14 protein-coding genes and 3 pseudogenes are annotated in these 19,645 nt (G+C 57.0%); 11 read left to right on the top strand and 6 right to left on the bottom strand.

Features of this window, described 5'->3' with window-relative positions:
- Positions 1–11: 11 nt before the first annotated feature.
- Complete coding sequence (locus VSX58_RS07135) at positions 12–1,256, bottom strand: SpoIIE family protein phosphatase (RefSeq protein ID WP_327617477.1); 1,245 nt, start codon at positions 1,254–1,256, stop codon at positions 12–14.
- A 320-nt stretch (positions 1,257–1,576) separates the two neighbouring features.
- Here VSX58_RS07135 and VSX58_RS07130 point away from each other — a divergent pair.
- Positions 1,577–1,731 (top strand): annotated as a pseudogene (locus VSX58_RS07130) (GntR family transcriptional regulator); the annotation flags it as partial.
- Here the strand turns inward: VSX58_RS07130 and VSX58_RS22575 are convergent.
- On the bottom strand, positions 1,682–2,074 hold the full coding sequence (locus VSX58_RS22575; protein ID WP_433913807.1) for a mannitol dehydrogenase family protein: 393 nt from the start codon (positions 2,072–2,074) through the stop codon (positions 1,682–1,684). The pseudogene VSX58_RS07130 and the gene VSX58_RS22575 overlap by 50 nt on opposite strands.
- A gap of 45 nt (positions 2,075–2,119) precedes the next feature.
- Positions 2,120–2,440 (bottom strand): annotated as a pseudogene (locus VSX58_RS22570) (mannitol dehydrogenase family protein); the annotation flags it as partial.
- Positions 2,441–2,583: 143 nt separating this feature from the next.
- Between VSX58_RS22570 and VSX58_RS22495 the strand changes: the two are divergent.
- From VSX58_RS22495 to VSX58_RS07105, 5 genes and pseudogenes are all read left to right on the top strand, one after another.
- Positions 2,584–2,649 (top strand): annotated as a pseudogene (locus VSX58_RS22495) (hypothetical protein); the annotation flags it as partial.
- A 193-nt stretch (positions 2,650–2,842) separates the two neighbouring features.
- Positions 2,843–3,892: a type II asparaginase gene (locus VSX58_RS07120; RefSeq protein ID WP_327617476.1), complete on the top strand. Its 1,050-nt coding sequence runs from the start codon at positions 2,843–2,845 to the stop codon at positions 3,890–3,892.
- Positions 3,893–4,122: 230 nt separating this feature from the next.
- The gene (gene aroL, locus VSX58_RS07115) at positions 4,123–4,644 is read left to right on the top strand and encodes a shikimate kinase AroL (protein WP_327612678.1); all 522 of its coding nucleotides are present in this window, start codon (positions 4,123–4,125) and stop codon (positions 4,642–4,644) included.
- Positions 4,645–4,788: 144 nt separating this feature from the next.
- Positions 4,789–5,073 (top strand): pyrimidine/purine nucleoside phosphorylase, encoded by a 285-nt coding sequence (ppnP, locus tag VSX58_RS07110; RefSeq protein ID WP_327612679.1) that lies wholly within the window; start codon positions 4,789–4,791, stop codon positions 5,071–5,073.
- Positions 5,074–5,371: 298 nt separating this feature from the next.
- The gene (locus VSX58_RS07105) at positions 5,372–7,162 is read left to right on the top strand and encodes a methyl-accepting chemotaxis protein (protein ID WP_327617475.1); all 1,791 of its coding nucleotides are present in this window, start codon (positions 5,372–5,374) and stop codon (positions 7,160–7,162) included.
- A gap of 68 nt (positions 7,163–7,230) precedes the next feature.
- Here the strand turns inward: VSX58_RS07105 and rdgC are convergent, their stop codons facing one another.
- The 3 genes from rdgC to sbcD all read right to left on the bottom strand — a co-directional run bounded on the left by rdgC (position 7,231) and on the right by sbcD (position 13,170).
- The gene (rdgC, locus tag VSX58_RS07100; protein WP_327612681.1) at positions 7,231–8,142 is read right to left on the bottom strand and encodes a recombination-associated protein RdgC; all 912 of its coding nucleotides are present in this window, start codon (positions 8,140–8,142) and stop codon (positions 7,231–7,233) included.
- A gap of 121 nt (positions 8,143–8,263) precedes the next feature.
- The gene (locus VSX58_RS07095) at positions 8,264–11,947 is read right to left on the bottom strand and encodes an AAA family ATPase (protein WP_327617474.1); all 3,684 of its coding nucleotides are present in this window, start codon (positions 11,945–11,947) and stop codon (positions 8,264–8,266) included.
- The gene (gene sbcD, locus VSX58_RS07090; protein WP_327617473.1) at positions 11,944–13,170 is read right to left on the bottom strand and encodes an exonuclease subunit SbcD; all 1,227 of its coding nucleotides are present in this window, start codon (positions 13,168–13,170) and stop codon (positions 11,944–11,946) included. Before sbcD ends, VSX58_RS07095 begins: the two co-directional genes overlap by 4 nt.
- Positions 13,171–13,479: 309 nt before the next feature.
- Here sbcD and phoB point away from each other — a divergent pair, with 309 nt between their 5' ends.
- The 5 genes from phoB to proY all read left to right on the top strand — a co-directional run bounded on the left by phoB (position 13,480) and on the right by proY (position 19,642).
- Positions 13,480–14,169 (top strand): phosphate response regulator transcription factor PhoB, encoded by a 690-nt coding sequence (gene phoB, locus VSX58_RS07085; protein ID WP_327612684.1) that lies wholly within the window; start codon positions 13,480–13,482, stop codon positions 14,167–14,169.
- 27 nt (positions 14,170–14,196) lie between these two features.
- Positions 14,197–15,519 carry a phosphate regulon sensor histidine kinase PhoR gene (phoR, locus tag VSX58_RS07080; RefSeq protein ID WP_327617472.1) on the top strand — a complete coding sequence of 441 codons (1,323 nt, stop codon included), beginning with the start codon at positions 14,197–14,199 and terminating at the stop codon, positions 15,517–15,519.
- A gap of 16 nt (positions 15,520–15,535) precedes the next feature.
- On the top strand, positions 15,536–16,498 hold the full coding sequence (locus tag VSX58_RS07075) for a PstS family phosphate ABC transporter substrate-binding protein (protein ID WP_327617471.1): 963 nt from the start codon (positions 15,536–15,538) through the stop codon (positions 16,496–16,498).
- Positions 16,499–16,889: 391 nt separating this feature from the next.
- Complete coding sequence (gene brnQ / locus VSX58_RS07070) at positions 16,890–18,209, top strand: branched-chain amino acid transport system II carrier protein (protein WP_327617470.1); 1,320 nt, start codon at positions 16,890–16,892, stop codon at positions 18,207–18,209.
- 71 nt (positions 18,210–18,280) lie between these two features.
- Positions 18,281–19,642 (top strand): proline-specific permease ProY, encoded by a 1,362-nt coding sequence (proY, locus tag VSX58_RS07065; protein ID WP_327617469.1) that lies wholly within the window; start codon positions 18,281–18,283, stop codon positions 19,640–19,642.
- Positions 19,643–19,645: the final 3 nt, after the last annotated feature.

Raw genomic sequence — 19,645 nt, 5'->3', positions numbered from 1 at the left:
GATTCACCTGGTTAAGTAAATGTCGAACAATGGCGGAAGCCCCAAAAGGTCAGGTCATCCCGTCTTACCTGATTACCCTGATAGTCCATATGCGCTTGCAACAGCTGCTCGGCAAAGGCTTGCATGGGTTGCTCCTGATGACGCAGCAGCAGCGCCTGGAGCCGGCGTTTGCCGAACATTGTCTGTCGTTCGCCGCCGATTTGGTCGGTCAGACCGTCGGTGGTGGTAAAAAAGAGATCGTCGCCGTCCAGCGTCAGCTGATGACAAGGCCAGCTGTAGTCGTAAGGCGTATCGGTATAGCCGACGCCCATACGGTCGGCGGCGAGGCTCTCCAACTGGCCCGTTTGCTGTTTCAGCACAAAGGCGGACATACGGGCGCTGGCCCAAACGATCGTGTTATTGGTGGTATCGCAAAAAACCAGAATGGCGTCGCAGCCGTCATTCGAGGAGGACTGATGCAGCCTCTCGCTGCGCTGGCCGAGAGTATTCTTGATATGGCGGTTGACGCTCTGCAGCAATCGGTCAGGCATTTCCGGCCCATGCAGGGTTAACGCCTGCTCCAGCGCCGAGGTGAGGATCAGCGTCATAAACGCGCCGGGAACGCCATGCCCGGTACAGTCCGCGACGACGGCGAGCCAACCGTTGGGATAGGTTTTAAAGTAATAAAAGTCTCCGCCGACGCAGTCTCTTGGTTCCCATACCAGGCACCAGTCGGTCAGTGAGCCGGACATCGAACGTCGTGAGGTTGTCAGCATCGCTTCCTGAATCACTCTGGCGTATTCGATGCTTTGCATGATTTGCTGATGCTGCTGCGAGTGGGTGTCGGAAACGGCCTTGATCAGATCGATGCCGAGCCCGATACCGATATACTGCTCATTTTCCGTAATGATAAAGCCGTCGGTCAGCGATTTATCCCCGGCGATCACCGTTTGTTCCGCTACGTCGTTCAGCGAAGAAGAGGCGTCGACGATCAGCGGGTTTTTATCCATAAAGGCGATACAGCTCTTTTTATCGTAGAGCTCATGATAAAAGGGGCGAGACATCTGAGACATGAAGATATGGCGGCTGATGAGCCCGAAGGGACGGCCGTGCTCCACCACCGGCAGGCTGACAAGCTCCTTATTTTTACTGAAAAGCTGTAACACGGTGGCGTTATCGGTATCGGGAGAAACGACGGGAACCGGAATGCAGAGATCCAGCGCCGTGGTCAGCCCCCAAAGATATTGTTGTTCGCGTGAAACAGTCAGAGAAGTCATGGGCCTTGTTTTAATGCTGATCGTCCTTAACGGTAAAAAATAGCCGATATTTATGAACGAATAATGACAACGGCTCGCGCGGGCGGCGTCGCGCCGTTATCCGGGATTAGGCCGTCGGCCGATCTTTTGGCCCTCCGCGCCCTTGTCCTGTATCCGCGGCGGAATCAAGCCATAACCGGAACGAAACGGCGTAAAAACCGATATAAACATAAGCGTTTCAGGTAGAAAACGTTTCCGGGTTTCGTGTTGGCGACTTATTGCGTTATTGGTCCTGCCAATTGCCGGCTGTGGCGGTCGAATGGATAAAGGGATGGGGGGATATGCGGTTATATCAGCACATAGGCGGGAACATCCGCGCGGAAATTCTGGATGGGAAATCGCCGACGCTTACGGCGTCAGCCGCAGCGTAGTGCGCGAAGCGCTGATCATGCTTGAACTGGAAAAGCTGATTGAGGTGCGCAAGGGTTCCGGCGTTTCAGCGCGGCGACCGCGGCTTTGGCGCCGAGGCGCTGAAGCGAAGCGTAAGCCTGAATCAGCCGGTTGACGAAGGTTTCATTTTGCGGCAGCGCGTCGCCGAATACGGCGGTCAGCGCCAGCACTCGGGGGGAGTCGTCCTCCGTCGCGCTTACGATCCGCTGCAGTTGTTCAGCCATGGGATCGCGCACATCAATGGCTCGCCCGGCGTCGTCTATGCCGCCGACGTAACGCATCCAGCCGGCCACGCCCAGCAGCAGACAGCGATAGTCGCTGCGGCGGTCGATGTGCCAGCGACGAATAGAGTCCAGCATCCTCTGCGGCAGTTTCTGCGTGCCGTCCATGGCGATCTGCTAGCTGCGGTGTTTCAGCGACGGGTTTTGGTAACGGACGAGCAACTGATTGGCGTCGGCCCTTTTTTCCAATACGCTATAGCGATGAGCCTGCTGTCTGAGGCTGTTAAACAGGTTCTCATTGCCGAACAGGCTAATCCCGCAAATGCCCCAGTCTTCCCCCTGCCGATTGAGCACGCGGTCGGTCAACAGCGCCTGATGGGCGCGATGAAAAGCGCCGAACCCTATATGTACGATACGGCTTTTCAGCGCCTTGCGATCGTAGCGAGGCGGTTGAACTTCGTCAGGTAACGCGACGTTGGCGATATTGTCCTGCGGCGCATGCGGTGTGTTTTTTCCAGCGATAGGCGTTTTCATACGGGTCTCAGCGTCTCTTTCCCTTGCCATAAGCGGTTTGTCTACGGATGGTGAACGTAAATTTGTCAGACCAAAACGCGTGCTTGGGTGGAAAAGACGCGTTTTGGCGTATTTATCTATAAATAGCGAGAAGGTAACCCTGTATGGAACAAACCTGGCGTTGGTACGGCCCGAAAGATCCGGTATCACTTGATGATATCCGGCAAGCAACGCCATAAAACCAACGCATATATCGCTTGAAGTATGACGGGTCTATACAGCCAATCGGCGCTGGGGCATGATAAGCGTCCATGTCGGCTTATGCTGCCGACGGACGATGGTATATCACTCACCCGGCGGCGTTCAGGGGCAGGCAACGCGCTCTCAGGCCCGCCGTTTTAATCATATGGGTTGGTACTGGTTATGAAAAGGATATTTAACTCTCTGTTTTTGGTGATTTTTGTTTGTTTTTCCACCCTGGCGACGGCGGCGGAAAATTTGCCTAACGTGGTGATTTTGGCTACCGGCGGAACGATTGCGGGGTCCGCGGCGGCAAATACGCAAACCACCGGTTATAAAGCCGGCGCGTTGGGCGTGGATACGCTGATTCATGCCGTGCCGGAGTTGAAAACGCTCGCCAATATTACCGGCGAGCAAGTCGCCAATATCGGCAGTGAGAATATGACCAGCGATGTTTTGCTGAAATTGAGCAAAAGGGTCAATGAGCTGCTGGCGCGCAGCGATGTGGACGGCATTGTCATCACGCACGGCACGGATACGCTGGATGAATCCCCTTACTTTCTGAACCTGACGGTGAAAAGCGACAAGCCGGTGGTTTTTGCCGCGGCGATGCGTCCGGCGACCTCTATCAGCGCGGATGGCCCGATGAATCTGTACGGCGCGGTTAAAGTGGCGGCGGATAAAAATGCGCGCGGCCGCGGCGTCATGGTGGTGCTGAACGACCGTATCGGCTCCGCCCGTTTCATTACCAAAACCAACGCTTCGACGCTGGATACCTTTAAAGCGCCGGAGGAGGGCTATCTGGGCGTAATCATCGGCGATAAAGTCTATTTCCAGAACCGTCTGGATAAGGTTCACACCACGCGTTCCGTATTCGATGTTTCCGGGCTGGAAAAATTGCCGGCGGTGGATATTATTTACGGCTATCAGGACGATCCGGAATATATGTATGACGCGGCTATCGCTCACGGCGTGAAGGGGATTGTTTATGCCGGCATGGGGGCGGGCAGCGTGTCCAAACGCAGCGATGCCGGCATTCGCAAAGCCGAAAGCAAAGGCGTCGTAGTGGTTCGCTCCAGCCGTACCGGCAGCGGCATTGTGCCGCCGGATGCCGCTCAGCCCGGCCTGGTTTCCGATTCGCTGAACCCGGCTAAATCACGTATCTTATTGATGCTGGCGCTGACCAAAACCTCGAATCCGGCGGTGATTCAGGAATATTTCCATACCTACTGATACGCGTTTCAGATAGAAAATCGCCGCGGATAAAAGACGATGGCCCCGTTATTTATTGCGGGGCTTTCTGTTTTTATCGGCGGCTTTTATCTTGTCGGGTTTTCTCGGTATGATCCGGCCATGCGGCGATAGCCTTCACCCTGAAATATATTGGGTATAACCATCGGCCACCCGATAACGGAATTAGGTTTTTCAGTACGGGCTTGATGAAAATAAGGATACATCATTAGATGACACAACCCATTTTTATGGTTGGAGCCAGAGGTTGCGGTAAAACCACGATAGGAAAAAAACTGGCGCAGGCGTTAGGGTACGACTTTGTCGATACCGATGTTTTTATGCAGCAGAACAGCAAGATGACGGTTGCCGAAGTCGTGGCGCAGGAAGGGTGGCCCGGCTTCCGCCGGCGGGAAAGTCGGGCATTGCTGGATGTGACGACGCGCCGTCGCGTGATCGCCACCGGAGGCGGCATGGTGCTGGCGGAGTCGAACCGGCGATTTATGCACGACAAAGGTGCGGTGATTTATCTTCGGGTCCCCGCTGAGCTGCTGGCTCTGCGTCTGGAAAGCAGCCCGCTGGCGCATCAGCGCCCAACGCTGACCGGCCGACCTATCGCGGAAGAGATGGCCGATGTGCTGGCTTCCCGCGAAGCGCTTTACCAGAGCGTGGCTCATCACATCATTGATGCGACGCAGGAGCCGCATACCGTCGTCGCGAATGTGATGCGGATTCTGCGCTTATCGGCCGCCTAGCGCCCCGTTGCGCGGATACGGCGCGCGTCGATTACAGGTTTTTCATCGAATAGATGCGCTTATCGCTGAATAGAGGGTGACAGCGGCGCCGTTCTCCTTTTATGATGAATTTTCTTGGATTTTTTCGATGATAGGTGCGCAGCCATGCTGAATGTTAATGAGTATTTTGCCGGGAAAGTAAAATCTATTGGTTTTGAAAGCGATAGCATTGGCCGTGCCAGTGTCGGCGTGATGGAGGCCGGGGAATATACGTTCGGCACCGGGCAGCCTGAAGAGATGACGGTCATCAGCGGCGCCCTAAAGGTCTTATTGCCGGGCGAGGCCGACTGGCGGCTATTCACGCCGGGCGAATCGTTTTCCGTTCCGGGGCAAAGCGAATTCAATTTAGAAGTGGCGGAAACCACGTCTTATTTATGTAAATACCTGTAGTCGGCGGAGGCGGATTTAGCCTGCTGATGCTATTTAAAATTAATGGGCTGTTTTTCGTGATTAAGACGAAGCAGCCTTTTATCCCCTCATTTTCGGTTTTCAGTACGCGATAATCTCTCTTTCCACAATTGTTAATTGACCTGATATCCCCCTAAATAATTCGGCCGCGGGAAAGCCAGCGCGCCCGCAGCCTGAAGTATGACGGGAATAAATCAATTCGCCGATCTGTGAGTCGCCTCAAGTTTTATTTTATTGTGCCGTTATGATTCATATCTTCCCTCTATATTAAGAAGCCCCTATGCTAAAAACGACACGAGCCCGCATTTTGGCAGCTTGCACCACCATTGTCGTACTTTCGCTCGCAGTTAACACCTTTCTTAATTACACCGTGGCGAATAATGCCAACGAGGAGTCCATCGATAACACGCTGAACGCGGTGACCAATAGCCACAGCCAGGCGATCGGCGACTGGGTCGCCTCCAAGATGTTGATGATCTCCGCGCTGCACGATCGGGTATTGATTGAGCCGGCTCCCGTCCCGCTGTTTAAGCAGATTGCCGCCTCCGGCGGTTTTCTCAACGTTTACATGGGATATGAGGATAAACGCGCGCTGTTTTCCGATCGCGGCGGCATTCCGGACGATTACGATCCCACCGCCCGGCCCTGGTATCAACAGGCGCTGCGCAACGGCGGCCCGCTGGTGACCGCGCCCTATGTGGATATGATCACCAATACGCTGGTGGTCTCTTTTGTCGCGCCGGTCCTGGAGGAGAACAGGGCGCAGGGCGTGGTGGGCGGCGATGTCGCCATGCGCAGCGTTATCGAAAACGTAAGGTCGATCAAACCGACTCCGGCCAGCTTTGGCGTACTTATCGATCGCCATGGCGCGATCATCGCCCATCAGGATGAGCAACTGACGCTGAAAAATATCAGCGAGATTGCGCCCGAGATTAAGCTGAACGAACTTCTGACGTCGGCATCGCCCGTTGACGTGGTCTTCAACGGCGCGACCAAACAGGTGCTTGCGAAGCCGATTAAAGGAACGGATTGGTTCATGCTGGTGGCGCTTGATAAAACAGAAGCGACGGCGGGCATGCGTTCTCTGCTGGCGACGTCGATTGGCACGCTGGTGGCGATCGCGCTGTTAGGCACGCTGATCGTTGGCGTGATGATCGCCTCAACGCTGAAGCGCCTGCTGATGATCCGCGATGCGATGGACGATATCAGCCACGGCAACAACGATCTGACGCAGCGCCTGCCCGATGACGGGCATGATGAGGTGGCGCAGATCGCACGTTCGTTTAATACCTTTATCGATAAGCTCGGCCAGGTGATGATTCAGATCCGCGATATCAGCCGTTCGCTGCAGACGGCGGCGGATGAGATTTCGGCTGGGAATAACGATCTGTCGTCGCGCACCGAGTCCGCGGCGTCGAGTATCCAGCAAACGGCCGCGGCGTTGGAACAGATCTCCGCGGCCGTCACGCAGTCCGCCGGGTCTGCCCGGCAGGTAAATGAAAAGGCTCTGACGCTGGCGCAAGAGGCCGGCGTCGGCGGAAAAGTGGTGTCTGATGTGATTGTCACCATGGAAGATATTGTGGCCGCATCCGGCAAAATTGGCGATATTATCGGCGTGATTGACGGCATTGCCTTCCAGACCAACATCCTGGCGCTGAACGCCGCCGTAGAGGCGGCGCGGGCCGGCGAGCAGGGGCGCGGCTTCGCCGTGGTCGCCGGGGAGGTGCGTAATCTGGCGCAGCGCAGCGCGCAGGCGGCGAAAGAGATTAAGGCGCTGATTGAATCGACCGTTGCCAGCGTTGCGTCCGGTTCGACGCAGGTGCGCCAGGCCAGCGCCACCATGAATGAAATCGTCGGCGGGGTATCGACGGTGACGACGGTAATGTCTGAAATCACCCAGGCGGCCGATGAACAGATGCGCGGCATTCACGAAATCAACCAAGCGGTCGCGCAGCTGGATTCGATGGTGCAGCAGAATGCGGCGTTGGTTCAGGAGTCAGCGGCGGCCTCTTCTGCGTTGCAGTCTCAGGCCGATGATTTGACGGCGACGATCGGACATTTCAAAGTGTAATCGCGACGTCCGCCGCGGCGGTGTAAACGGCGGGCGTCGTTTTTAGATCGAAGCATTTTATGGCGAGGCTAGCGCTGCGCCTCTCCGCCCAGCGCTTCGACCAGATTGCTGATTAGCGCGGCCAGCTCGCTGGTCATCAGAATAAAATCGGCGTCGAAACGCTGAGCGAAATCATCCCGATCGATATCGTCGTTCTGTTCGCGCAGGGTATCGGAAAACTTCAGGCGCTTCAGCGAACCGTCGTCCGCCAGCACCAGCTGAACCCGCTCCTGCCAGTCCAGCGCCAGTTTGGTGACCAGCTTGCCGGCTTCGATATGGACGGCGATTTCGTCGCATACCAGATCCTGTTTCTTACAGCGGATAACGCCGCCATCTTCCAGAATCGCTTTCAGTTCCGCTTCATCCTGTAGGGCGAAGCCCGCCGGCGGCTCGCCGGCGCGCACCCATTCGGTCATCGTCAGCTCTATCGGGTTTTCCATGGTCAGCGGCACCACCGGCAAAGACCCCAGCGTTTTACGCAATAGCGCCAGCGTGTCTTCCGCTTTTTTGGCGCTGGCGGCATCGACCATAATCAGGCCGTTGACGCTATCGATCCACAGCCAGACTTGGCTGAAGCGGCTGAAGGCGCGCGGCAGCAGGCTATGCAGCACTTCGTCTTTCAGGGCGTCTTTTTCGGTTTTTTTCAGCTTGCGGTGTTGTTCCGCTTCCAGCCGCTCGATTTTGGCCTGCAGCGTTTGCTTAATGACCGGGGAGGGCAGAATCTTCTCCTCCTTGCGCGCGCAGATGACGATCTGGCCGTTGACGGCATGCGTCAGCGCATCGCTGTGGGAGCCCATCGGCGACACCCAACCCGTCTTCATCATGTCCTGACTGCCGCATGGCGTAAAGGCAAACGCGCTTAACTGTTTTTCCATCTCGTCGGCGGAGAAGGCGCTTTCCCGGCTTAAGCGGTAAATCATTAAATTTTTAAACCACAGCATGGTGTTATCTCTGACTGGGCGTGCAGGTCTACACGCAGGTTCATTGATGAAGCGGGCATCATAGCGAATTCAGCCCGCGTGTGTCGGATAAAATACGCGTATTCATTTTTCAGAATGTAAACTACACCGCGAAATCCGGCGCTAAACGACTGATACCCAAGCCATTAATTTTTTCCACCTTAATCTGCACCGGAATCCGCTCCTTCATGGCTTCGACGTGACTGATGACGCCGATGGTCTTGCCGGAGGCGTTGAGGTTATCCAGGGCGTCCAGCGCGGCGTCCAGGGTTTCGGCGTCCAGCGTGCCGAAACCTTCGTCCAGAAACAGGGAATCAATGCTGGTTTTATTGCTCACCAGGTCGGAAAGCGCCAGCGCCAGCGCCAGGCTGACCAGAAAACTTTCCCCGCCCGACAGCGTGCGGGTGTCCCGGATGGCGTCGGCCTGCCAGGTATCCACAATCTGGAGCTTGAGTTCGTCGTCGATCTGGCGTTGCAGGAGATAGCGGCCGTGCAGGCGGGCAAGCTGCAGGTTGGCCAGATAGACCAGATGGTCGAGCGTCAGACCCTGGGCGAATTTACGGAATTTATCGCCCTTTTGCGAACCGATCAGTTCGTTCAGACAGCTCCAGTCGTCATAGTTCTGCCGGCTTTGCGCGATTTCGCTCAGCAGTTCCTGCTGATTCCGACGGTAGCGCCGGTCGGTGGCTAATTGTTGATTGATTTCCCCCTGCTGTTGAAGATTGGTTTTCAACGCCTCGTCACATTCGATCAGCGCGCGTTGTATCGAGGGCAGGGCGGCGTCGGCCGCCAGTTTTTCCGGACGCTGCCGCCGGTGCGAGTCCGCTAGCTGCTCCGCCTGCTGATAAAGCGCGTCGGTTTGCTGCAGCCGCTGGCGCAGCGTCTCTTGCCGGTCGCGCAGCGCGTTTCTCTCCTGTTCATCAAGCAGGGCGCGCTGAAATGCGTCCTCATCGGCAAAGATGCTGTTTCGCAAAGCCTGGGTGAAGTCTTGCGCCGCCTGCTGGAATAAATCCTTGGCGCGGGCTTGCTGCCGCTGAACGCTGGTTAATTCGCCGGCGATGCGGCTCAGCGCGGTTTCCGCCTGCTGGCGCTGCTCCTGCGCCTGCTGGCCGGCCTGCTCATACTGCTGGCTGCGCAGACGAAGTTGGCTGTCGACATCCGCGGTCTGCTGGTCGCCAAAAAGCTGTCGCCGCTGCTGCCGGGCCGTTTCCAGCGCCTGCGTCTGCGCTTCATATTGCTGTTGCAACGTCAACAGATGTTGCTCCGTTTCCTGCAGAGATGTCGTGAGATGCCGGCGTTCGGCCGCCGAAGCCGTCAGCCGGTTCGATAGCTGTTGGCGCTCCTGTTCAATCTCTTTCCACTTCTGCCACTCTTCGGCGCGCCGCGTCAGCCAGGCGGATTGCTCGGCGAGAGGCGGCACGCCCAGGCCGAAATCGCTCAGTGCCTGCTCCAGCGCCTGCCGATACTGCGTCTGCTGCGCCAACGTCTGTTGCAGGGCGTGCGCCAGTTCGTCCTGCGCGGTTTTCAGCGTGTTTTGCTGCTGGGTATTCAGCGCTATTCGCTGCGCCGTCTGTTGCAGCAGCTCCTTCGCATTGGTCAGCGAGTCCTTACTTTCCTGCCACTGCCGCTGTATTTGCTCATGAAGCGAAATTTGCTGTTGCATGCGCTGCTCGCGCGCTTCGCTCTGCGCCAGCCACGCGGCTATCTCGGCGGATTGTTCGGGCGTGACCCCCCCTTGTAAGCGCTCACTGACATCCTGCCACTGCCGCAGCAGCCGTTGATACTCTTCGCCCGTGTTTGTCAGGGTTTGCTGCTGCTGTTGGCGCTGCTGGCGGCAAGAAACATATTGCGCTTCGGTGCGCGCCAGCGCGCTTTCCAATGCGCTGACCTCCTGGCGTAGCTGCAGCAGGCGTTGTTCGGTCTCCGATGGCCGTATGGCCTGATAGCGCTCGACGGCCGGGTGGTGGGTCGAGCCGCATAGCGGGCACGCTTCGCCCGGCTGGAGCCGCTCTCTCTCCTGTTCCAACTGAACGATGCGCTTTTCCAACTGGTGCTGTTTATCCAGATCGGTCAAATGCTGGTGACGCTGTTCATACGTCAGGCTTTGTTGTTTGCGCATTGCCTCCAACTGCGCGCTCTGCGTCTGTGTCTGCGCCAACTGGGCCTCCAACTGGCGGCGGTTGTCGATCAGCCGCTGGAATAATGCGCTAAGGGTGGCTAACTGCTGACGGTCGGGACGCAGCGAAATAGACTGGCTGAGCTGCAGATGCAGGTCGGCGATTGGCTGCTGCTGCTCCTGCCGTTGCCGCGTTTGCTGATGCTGGGCGAACTGCCGCTGAATGCGATCGGCTTCGCGTTGCTGTTCGGCATGCTGAGCGGCTAATTGAAGCGCCTGCTGATGGAGCTGCTCCGACTGCTGCGCAGAGTTCGCCTGTTTTTCCCGCAGAATCTCCTGCTCTTGTTCAAGCTGCCGCTGGCGCTGAAACTGCGTGCGCCACAGGGAAAGGTTTTCTCCCCAGTGTTGATGATGCGGGTGCCGCCGGCAATAGAGATCAAGCTGTTCGATGCGTTGCTGGGTTAGCTGGTGCTGCTCTGCGGCCTGCGCCAGTTTGCGCTGCTCATCCTGACGGCGTTTTTGCGCCTGTTCCAACTCCTGCCGCTGTTTGTTGCCCTGCTGCCGCAGGCTGTCTATCTGGAGATCCAGCGGAATAATTCGTTCGCGTATCAGCGCCTCCTGCCGCTGGCGGTAATCGGCATGCCGACGCAGCTCCTGCAGGGCCAGCTCTTCCTGCCGGCGTAAGTCGGTTACGGCGGATAGCTGCGTTTTTTGCTGTCGTTGCAGCTCGGCTATGCGCTGCGACAGCGAGTCGGACTCCTGCCGATAGCGCTCCCGGTTCTGCTGGAAGGGACGGAGTTTTTCCGCCGGCTCATTTTGCGCCAGCCGTTCCAACTGCGGCTGCGCCTCGCGGATGGCCGCGTGCGCGGCGTCGCGCTGGGCCTTAGTGGCGGAGAGCGATTGTCGATGCTTATCCTGTTGCTCAAACCAGCGCTGATAAGTTAGCGCTTGCTCTCGCTCGGCAATAAGCGTCCGCTCTTGTTGCGTTAATGATGACAGCTGCGTTTCCAGCAATTGGCGCTGTTCGTCATTCAACAGTTCAATGCCTGATGCGCGCGCCTGTAGCGTATCTAACGCCAGTTTCGCCTGTTTGTGCCGCTCGAAAACGCGCTCGGAAATGAGGCCGTAAATGTCGGTGCCGGTCAGCTCTTCCAGCAGCTCGGCGCGCTCATTGGCATCCGCATTCAGAAAGGCGGCGAATTGCCCCTGCGACAGCATCATCGACCGGGTGAATCGGCCGAAATCCAGCCCGGTGATCTCGGCGGTCATGTTCAGCTTTTCCGTGAGCTTTTCGCTGAGTATCTTGCCGTCATCGATACGCGCGAGTTCCGCTTTCGGGGTTTGCAGATTGCCGTCAGGGGCGTTTCTGGCCCGGCGCTGGCTCCAGAACGCGCGATAACCGACGCCTTTGACCTCGAACTCCACTTCGGCAAGGCACTCCGCGGCGTTGCGGGTCATCAACTCGTTCTGGCTGGCGGAAATGCTTTTTAAGCGCGGAGTCTCGTGGTACAGCGCCAGACAAATGGCGTCCAGCAGCGTGGTTTTCCCCGCGCCGGTCGGGCCGGTGATGGCGAACAGAGCGTTACCGGAAAAAGGGGGGCGGGTGAAGTCGATTTTCCATTCGCCTTTCAGAGCGTTGAGATTTTTTAATCGCAGGCTGAGTATTTTCATTCGGCGCGCTCACCCTGTTCCAATTCGTCAATAACCCGATCGAACAGCGCGCGCACGCGCTGTTGGCGGCTCTCTTCCAGCCCCTCGGCCGCCGCCAGCCGGCGGGCAAACACATCCTGCACCGTCAGCTCGTTCAGCGTCTCTTTCTCCTGCCGAACCAGCGTCTGCGCGCGCTGGTCGCGGGCGCGGCGTAATAGCAGCACTTCGACGGGGAGGCCGTCGGTTATCGCCTGAATGCGTTTTTGCATATCGTTGAGATACTCCTGCGTGGTGATTTCAATATCCAGCCACACCGTTTTCTCGCCCTGATAATCATGAAAGGCGGCAAGCTGGCGCTCTATATCGGCCAGATCGCCCTTGATAAGCCGCATCGGCTGCGTTATCGGGATGGGCAGCGTTTCTATCGCCGGCGGAGCGTCCGGCTCAAAGCTGACCAGACAAACGGATTTGTCGCTGCCTAACTCGTCGAAGCTCAGCGGAATCGGGGAGCCGCTGTAGCGGATATGCTCGCTTTTCGTCACGCGCTGCGGACGGTGGATATGCCCGAGCGCAATATAGTCGGCCGGAGGGAATGCCTGCGCCGGGAAGGCATCCAGCGTGCCGATATAAATGTCGCGCACCGAGTCGGAGGCGGTAGCGCCGACGGTGGTGAGATGACCGGTGGCGATGATGGGCAGCGGTAACTCCAATTCCTCGCGTTTCCGGCAGGCGAGCCGGTAACACCGCTGGTAATGCGCGGTGATGGCGTCCTGCAGTTTTTGCTGCTTTTCATCGCCGGACTGCCCGGCCTGACTGGTCGTCAGATCGCGCGGCCGCAGAAAAGGGATCGCGCACAGTAGGGCGCCGGGCTGTCCCTGACGATTTTCCAGCACAAGCACCTGTTTTTCGAGATCGTCGTCGGCGCCGGCGATAACCTGGGTATTCATAAAGGCCAGCAGATCCCGCGATTCGTTCAGCGTAGCGACGGAATCATGGTTGCCGGCCAGGATAACCAGACGGCAGCCTGTTCGCTGCAGATCGACAACGAAGCGGTAATACATTTCCCGCGCATAGCTGGGCGGCGAGCCATTATCAAAGATATCTCCTGCTACTATTGCTGCATCCACCTGACGCAGCTCGACCTGGGCGATCAGCCAGTGCAGGAAGGCTTGATGCTCGGCTGCGCGGCTTTTGGTGTAAAAATATTGCCCCAGATGCCAGTCGGCGGTGTGAATAATACGCATGGAACTCCTTGAGCGCTAAGTCATTGCGGTGCCGTTTAGTATAAACAGCCGTATGCCGGCCTGTCCTGGTGAAAAAACGGCTTTGGAAAGCGGCGCGAAGATATGCCGCAAGGCGGGGCACTACGACGTGACGTGGAAAAACGCTCCCGGCGTTTTTTTACTCGCCCCATCCCTGGGGCTTGCCCTGCGGGGCGTCACTGCGTGACGCGGAAAAACGCTCCCGGCGTTTTTTTCATAAATCTGTCATAAAACTGACGCATAATGCTTTGCGCATGATAATGGCGACGATGATTAACGACAGGATTAACAATGGCAAGACGCATATTAGTCGTGGAAGATGAAGCACCGATTCGTGAAATGGTCTGTTTTGTGCTGGAACAGAATGGTTACCAGCCAGTAGAAGCAGAAGATTATGACAGCGCGGTCACACAACTGTCAGAACCTTTTCCGGAGCTGGTGCTATTGGACTGGATGCTGCCGGGCGGATCGGGCCTGCAATTTATCAAGCATATGAAGCGCGAAGCGCTGACTCGCGATATCCCCGTTGTTATGTTGACCGCCCGCGGTGAAGAGGAAGATCGGGTGCGCGGGCTTGAGGTGGGCGCGGATGATTACATCACCAAACCTTTTTCGCCCAAAGAGCTGGTGGCGCGCATCAAAGCGGTGATGCGCCGCATCTCCCCCATGGCGGTCGAAGAAGTGATTGAAATGCGCGGATTGAGTCTGGATCCCTCCTCTCATCGGGTAACGACGGAAGAGCTCGCGCTGGATATGGGGCCAACGGAGTTTAAGCTGCTGCACTTCTTTATGACGCATCCTGAACGGGTTTACAGTCGCGAACAGTTGCTCAATCACGTTTGGGGCACTAACGTTTATGTTGAAGACCGCACCGTTGATGTCCATATCCGCAGACTGCGTAAGGCGTTGGAGACCAGCGGCCATGATAAAATGGTGCAGACCGTGCGGGGAACGGGATACCGTTTTTCAACGCGCTATTGAAGGTTGTCGTACCGGAGAAACATCAACGTGCTAGAACGTCTATCATGGAAGAGGCTGGCGTTGGAGCTGGCTTTTTTTTGTCTGCCTGCGCTCCTGCTGGGGCTGATCTTTGGCTATCTGCCCTGGTTTCTACTGGCTGCTGTTCTGATCGTACTGTGCTGGAACTTTTATAATCAGCTTAAACTTTCCTACTGGCTGTGGGTCGATCGCAGTATGACTCCGCCGCCCGGCCGCTGGAGCTGGGAACCCCTATTCTACGGCCTGTATCAGATGCAGCTGCGCAACCGTCGGCGGCGTCGCGAGTTGGCGCTCTTGATCAAGCGCTTTCGCAGCGGGGCCGAATCGCTGCCGGATGCGGTGGTGATCACCACCGAAGAGGGGGCCATTTTCTGGTGTAACCGCCTGGCTCAGCACCTGCTCAGTTTACGCTGGCCGGAAGACAGCGGGCAGAATATCCTCAACCTGTTGCGCTATCCTGAATTCGCCGGCTATCTGAAAGGAAAAGATTTCAGCCGTCCGCTAATGCTGCAGCTGAATAACTCTCATCATGTTGAGTTTCGCGTTATGCCCTATTCCGAAGGGCAGTTGATGATGGTGGTGCGCGACGTTACGCAGATGCACCAGTTGGAAGGCGCGAGACGTAATTTTTTCGCCAACGTGAGCCATGAGCTGCGCACGCCTTTGACCGTGCTGCAGGGGTATCTGGAAATGATGCAGGATAAAACGCTGGACGACGCTCTGCGCGACAAGGCGTTGAATACCATGCAGGAGCAAACGCGGCGCATGGACGGATTGGTCAAACAGCTTTTAACTCTGTCGCGCATTGAAGCCGCCGCCGCCATCGATCTGAGCGAAAAAGTCGATATGCCGCTGATGCTGCGGGTACTGCAGCGCGAGGCCCAGGCATTGAGCCAGGAACGTCACGAGATTGTTTTTCGCGTAAATGAAAATCTTCAGGTTTTCGGCAATGAGGAACAGCTGCGCAGCGCCGTTTCCAATCTGGTCTATAACGCCGTTAACCATACCCCGGCGGGAACCCGCATAGAGGTTAGCTGGCAGAAAACGCCTCAGGGCGCGCAGTTTCTGGTCAGCGATAACGGACCGGGGATCGCCGCGGAACATTTGCCGCGTTTGACGGAACGATTTTATCGTGTCGATAAGGCGCGCTCGCGGCAGACCGGCGGCAGCGGGCTGGGACTGGCGATTGTGAAACATGCGCTGAGTCACCATGATTCCCGTCTGGAAGTGATGAGCGAGGATGGTTTAGGCTCGCGTTTTGCGTTTATCCTGCCGAACAGGTTGATTGTTCCCGCCTCCGTGGCCGAGAATACGGCGAATCCTTTAGCCTGACGGAATAATGCTATTCATGAAATCCGCCGTTAAGATCGCCGCGGGCGTCGCCCTATTATGGTTCAGCTGCCTCTGCGCGGCGCAGCCGCGCCAAATGCTGGCGGGCAACCTTTCCAGCGCGGGCTCGGATACCCTGGCTAACCTGATGTCTTTCTGGGCGGCGGATTTCAGCCAGCGCTATCCCGGCGTAAACATACAGATCCAGGCGGCGGGTTCTTCTTCCGCGCCGACCGCGCTGGCGTCGGGCGCCGCACAGCTGGGGCCGATGAGCCGGGCGATGAAGGCCAGCGAGATCGATGCCTTTGTCCAGCGCTACGGCTATGCGCCGCTGGCGGTGCCGGTGGCGATGGACGCGCTGGTCGTTATGGTCAATAAGGATAATCCGCTGCCGGGACTCGATTCATCTCAGCTAGACGCGGTTTTTTCCATTACCCGCCGCTGCGGCGGGCATCAATCGGTAAAAAACTGGCGCGATCTGGGGCTGAGCGGCGGTTGGGAAAAACGATCGCTTGCGCGCTATGGACGAAATTCGGCTTCCGGCACCTATGGCTTTTTTAAGCAGCGGGCGCTGTGCGGCGGCGATTTTCTGCCTCAGGTTAATGAACTTCCCGGCTCCGCGTCTGTGGTTCAGGCTATTTCCGCCTCGACCGATGCGATTGGCTATGCCAGCGTCGGGTTCCTTACCAGCGGGGTAAGGCTGGTGCCGTTGGCGTCGCAAGGCGCGGACTACGTTTATCCCTCCATCGAGAATATTCGCAGCGGGCGCTACCCCTATAGCCGCTATCTTTATATCTACGTCAACAAGGCGCCGGACCAGCCGTTGGAAGCGCTGACCGCGGCGTTTCTGGATCGGATTTTATCGGATGAGGGGCAGGCGCTGGTCGGTCGGGACGGCTATTTGCCGCTGCCGGAAGAGACGCGCCGCCGGGCTCGTCTTCAGCTGGATTTGCCGGCGGTCGGCGCGCCTTCCCGCCGTTAAGCAGATCCGGCCCGTTGCAAAGGCCATCGCGCGCCCCGCTGGCGTCTTATCAATAAGTCATTGTTATGGCTGTTGCCTGCGAAATTTCAGCATTTTTTGTCGATTTGAAGCAATGACATGCCAATAAATGCACAAATCATGTATCGGCTAAATCTCTATAATTGACATTATTTTCCATAAATTTCCACTATTTTAGTTTAAAACTCTGCTTTTTAGCCTACGCCTTGTCTTTTGTCGCGATAAACGTTCTACTTAGCCCGCAATACGGCTGCGCGATAACCTACAATTTTTATAAATTTTCCCCGACGCTTTCGTCGTAACCGACGGCGGCTGATTCGCAGCGCGGCTTTTTCTTCTTATTCTCTGGTTATACAGGCAACACGAAATAATTATGAGTCATCGTTTAACATCCAAAGATATCATCGCATTGGGTTTCATGACCTTTGCCTTGTTCGTCGGCGCGGGAAATATTATTTTTCCGCCCATGATCGGGCTGCAGGCGGGGGAACACGTCTGGATCGCCGCGGTCGGTTTTTTGCTTACCGCCGTGGGATTGCCGGTTCTAACCGTGATTGCGCTGGCGCGCGTCGGCGGCGGTATTGACGCATTAAGCTCTCCGATCGGTAAAAAGGCGGGGGTGGTCTTGGCGACGGTCTGTTATCTGGCGGTCGGCCCGCTCTTCGCCACGCCGCGTACGGCCACGGTATCGTTTGAGGTCGGGCTTGCGCCGCTGTTAGGGAATAGCGCCGCGCCGCTATTGATTTACAGTCTGATCTACTTTGCTATCGTCATCGCCATTTCCCTCTATCCGGGGCGACTGCTGGATACCGTCGGACATGTGCTGGCTCCGCTGAAAATCGCCGCCCTGGCGGTTCTGGGCATTGCCGCGACGCTGCTGCCCGCCGGTGCGCCTCTCTCGGCGATTGAAACCTATCGGCATGTGCCGTTCTCCAACGGTTTTGTGAATGGCTATCTCACGATGGATACCCTGGGGGCGATGGTGTTCGGCATCGTTATCGTGAATGCCGCCCGCTCGCGTGGCGTTGAGGAGCCCAGGCTGCTGACGCGTTACGCCATATGGGCCGGCCTTATCGCCGGCGTCGGCCTGATGCTGGTCTATCTGAGTTTATTCCAGCTCGGCTCCGTCAGCGGCGTTCTCATGCCGGAAGCTCAGAATGGCGCCGAAATTCTGCATGCCTATGTCCAGCATACATTTGGCGGCATGGGAAGCAGCTTTTTGGCATTGCTGATTTTCATTGCCTGTATGGTAACGGCGGTTGGCCTGACCTGCGCCTGCGCCGAGTTCTTTTCTCAGTATCTGCCGTTCTCATACCGTACGCTGGTATTTGCGCTGGGCTGCTTCTCCATGGTGTTGTCGAACCTGGGCCTCAGCCATTTGATCCAGCTATCCATCCCGGTGCTGACGGCGATTTATCCGCCCTGTATCGTGCTGGTTTTGCTGAGCTTTACGCGCTCCTGGTGGCATTGCCGCTCGCGTATCGTGGCGCCGGTTATGTTGGTCAGCCTGTTATTCGGTACTATTGATGGGATAAAATCATCGCACTTTAAATCGCTGCTGCCCGAGTGGAGCCTGCACCTGCCGTTAAGCGGCCAGGATCTTGCCTGGCTGCCGCCGTCATTGCTGGTTTTACTGGCGGCGGCTATTTACGATAGGCTATGTGGCCGCCAGGAAGTCACCGTACGCCAATAGCGCGATGATCGTGATTTATGCACCACAGACCAGAGTCTGTGGTTTTTCTTTTTTAACAGGGTTGCTTATTTATGGAACAACAATCCACTAAGCTCAAGCGTGGGTTAAGTACGCGGCATATCCGCTTTATCGCCTTGGGATCGGCGATCGGCACCGGGCTTTTTTATGGTTCGGCCAGCGCCATCCAGATGGCGGGGCCCAGCGTCCTGCTGGCCTATCTGATAGGCGGCGCTATCGCTTATATCATTATGCGCGCGCTGGGCGAAATGTCGGTGCACAATCCGCAGTCCAGCTCTTTTTCCCGCTATGCTCAGGATTATCTCGGGCCGCTGGCCGGCTATATTACCGGCTGGACTTATTGCTTCGAAATGCTGATTGTCGCCATCGCCGATGTCACCGCGTTTGGCATTTACATGGGGGTATGGTTCCCGGCCGTGCCGCACTGGGTGTGGGTGCTTAGCGTGGTGCTGATCATCGGGGCCATCAACCTGATGAATGTCAAAGTGTTTGGCGAACTGGAGTTCTGGCTCTCTTTCTTTAAGGTGGCGACCATTATCGTCATGATTGTGGCCGGGGTGGGGATTATCGTCTGGGGCATCGGCAACGGCGGCCAGCCCACCGGCATTCACAACCTGTGGACCAACGGCGGATTCTTCAGTAACGGCGTGATGGGGATGATCCTCTCGTTACAGCTGGTGATGTTCGCCTACGGCGGGGTCGAGATCATCGGCATTACGGCGGGGGAAGCCCAGGATCCGAAGAAATCCATTCCGCGCGCCATTAACTCGGTACCCTGGCGTATTCTGGTATTCTACGTCGGCACGCTGTTCGTGATTATGTCGATTTACCCGTGGAACCAGGTGGGCACCAGCGGCAGCCCGTTCGTACTGACGTTCCAGCATATGGGGATCACCGCCGCGGCCGGCATCCTGAATTTTGTGGTGATTACCGCTTCGCTATCCGCCATCAACAGCGATGTGTTTGGCGTCGGGCGTATGCTGCACGGTATGGCGGAACAGGGCCACGCGCCGAAGGTTTTCACCCAGATCTCCAAACGCGGGATCCCGTGGGTGACGGTGCTGGTGATGATGCTGGCGCTGCTGATTGCGGTATATCTGAATTACATCATGCCGGAGAAGGTGTTTTTGGTTATCGCTTCTTTGGCGACGTTCGCCACCGTTTGGGTATGGATAATGATCCTCTTCTCCCAGATCGCCTTTCGCCGCAGCCTAAGCCGGGATGAGGTGAAGGCGTTGGCGTTCCCGCTGCGCGGCGGGGTGGCTACCTCCCTGTTCGGCATTGTTTTCCTGTTCTTTATTATCGCGCTGATCGGCCACTTCCCGGATACGCGCATTTCGCTGTATGTCGGCATTATCTGGATTGTGCTGCTGCTGCTTGGCTATATGGTTAAGCAGCGACGTCAACGGCGCTAGCGC

Origin of the sequence: Brenneria populi (assembly GCF_036016195.1) — a bacterium.
Classification (GTDB): Bacteria; Pseudomonadota; Gammaproteobacteria; order Enterobacterales; family Enterobacteriaceae; genus Brenneria; species Brenneria populi.
Note: the sequence above shows the minus strand (reverse complement) of the source record. Positions and strands in the feature narration are given on the sequence as shown.

Coding starts and splice junctions, on each gene's coding strand:
- proY (WP_327617469.1), top strand. CDS start 18,281: ATGGAACAACAATCCACTAAGCTCAAGCGTGGGTTAAGTACGCGGCAT.
- VSX58_RS07135 (WP_327617477.1), bottom strand. CDS start 1,256: ATGACTTCTCTGACTGTTTCACGCGAACAACAATATCTTTGGGGGCTG.
- VSX58_RS07120 (WP_327617476.1), top strand. CDS start 2,843: ATGAAAAGGATATTTAACTCTCTGTTTTTGGTGATTTTTGTTTGTTTT.
- phoB (WP_327612684.1), top strand. CDS start 13,480: ATGGCAAGACGCATATTAGTCGTGGAAGATGAAGCACCGATTCGTGAA.
- sbcD (WP_327617473.1), bottom strand. CDS start 13,170: ATGCGTATTATTCACACCGCCGACTGGCATCTGGGGCAATATTTTTAC.
- VSX58_RS07095 (WP_327617474.1), bottom strand. CDS start 11,947: ATGAAAATACTCAGCCTGCGATTAAAAAATCTCAACGCTCTGAAAGGC.
- VSX58_RS07075 (WP_327617471.1), top strand. CDS start 15,536: ATGAAATCCGCCGTTAAGATCGCCGCGGGCGTCGCCCTATTATGGTTC.
- VSX58_RS07105 (WP_327617475.1), top strand. CDS start 5,372: ATGCTAAAAACGACACGAGCCCGCATTTTGGCAGCTTGCACCACCATT.
- VSX58_RS22575 (WP_433913807.1), bottom strand. CDS start 2,074: ATGGACGGCACGCAGAAACTGCCGCAGAGGATGCTGGACTCTATTCGT.
- aroL (WP_327612678.1), top strand. CDS start 4,123: ATGACACAACCCATTTTTATGGTTGGAGCCAGAGGTTGCGGTAAAACC.
- brnQ (WP_327617470.1), top strand. CDS start 16,890: ATGAGTCATCGTTTAACATCCAAAGATATCATCGCATTGGGTTTCATG.
- rdgC (WP_327612681.1), bottom strand. CDS start 8,142: ATGCTGTGGTTTAAAAATTTAATGATTTACCGCTTAAGCCGGGAAAGC.
- ppnP (WP_327612679.1), top strand. CDS start 4,789: ATGCTGAATGTTAATGAGTATTTTGCCGGGAAAGTAAAATCTATTGGT.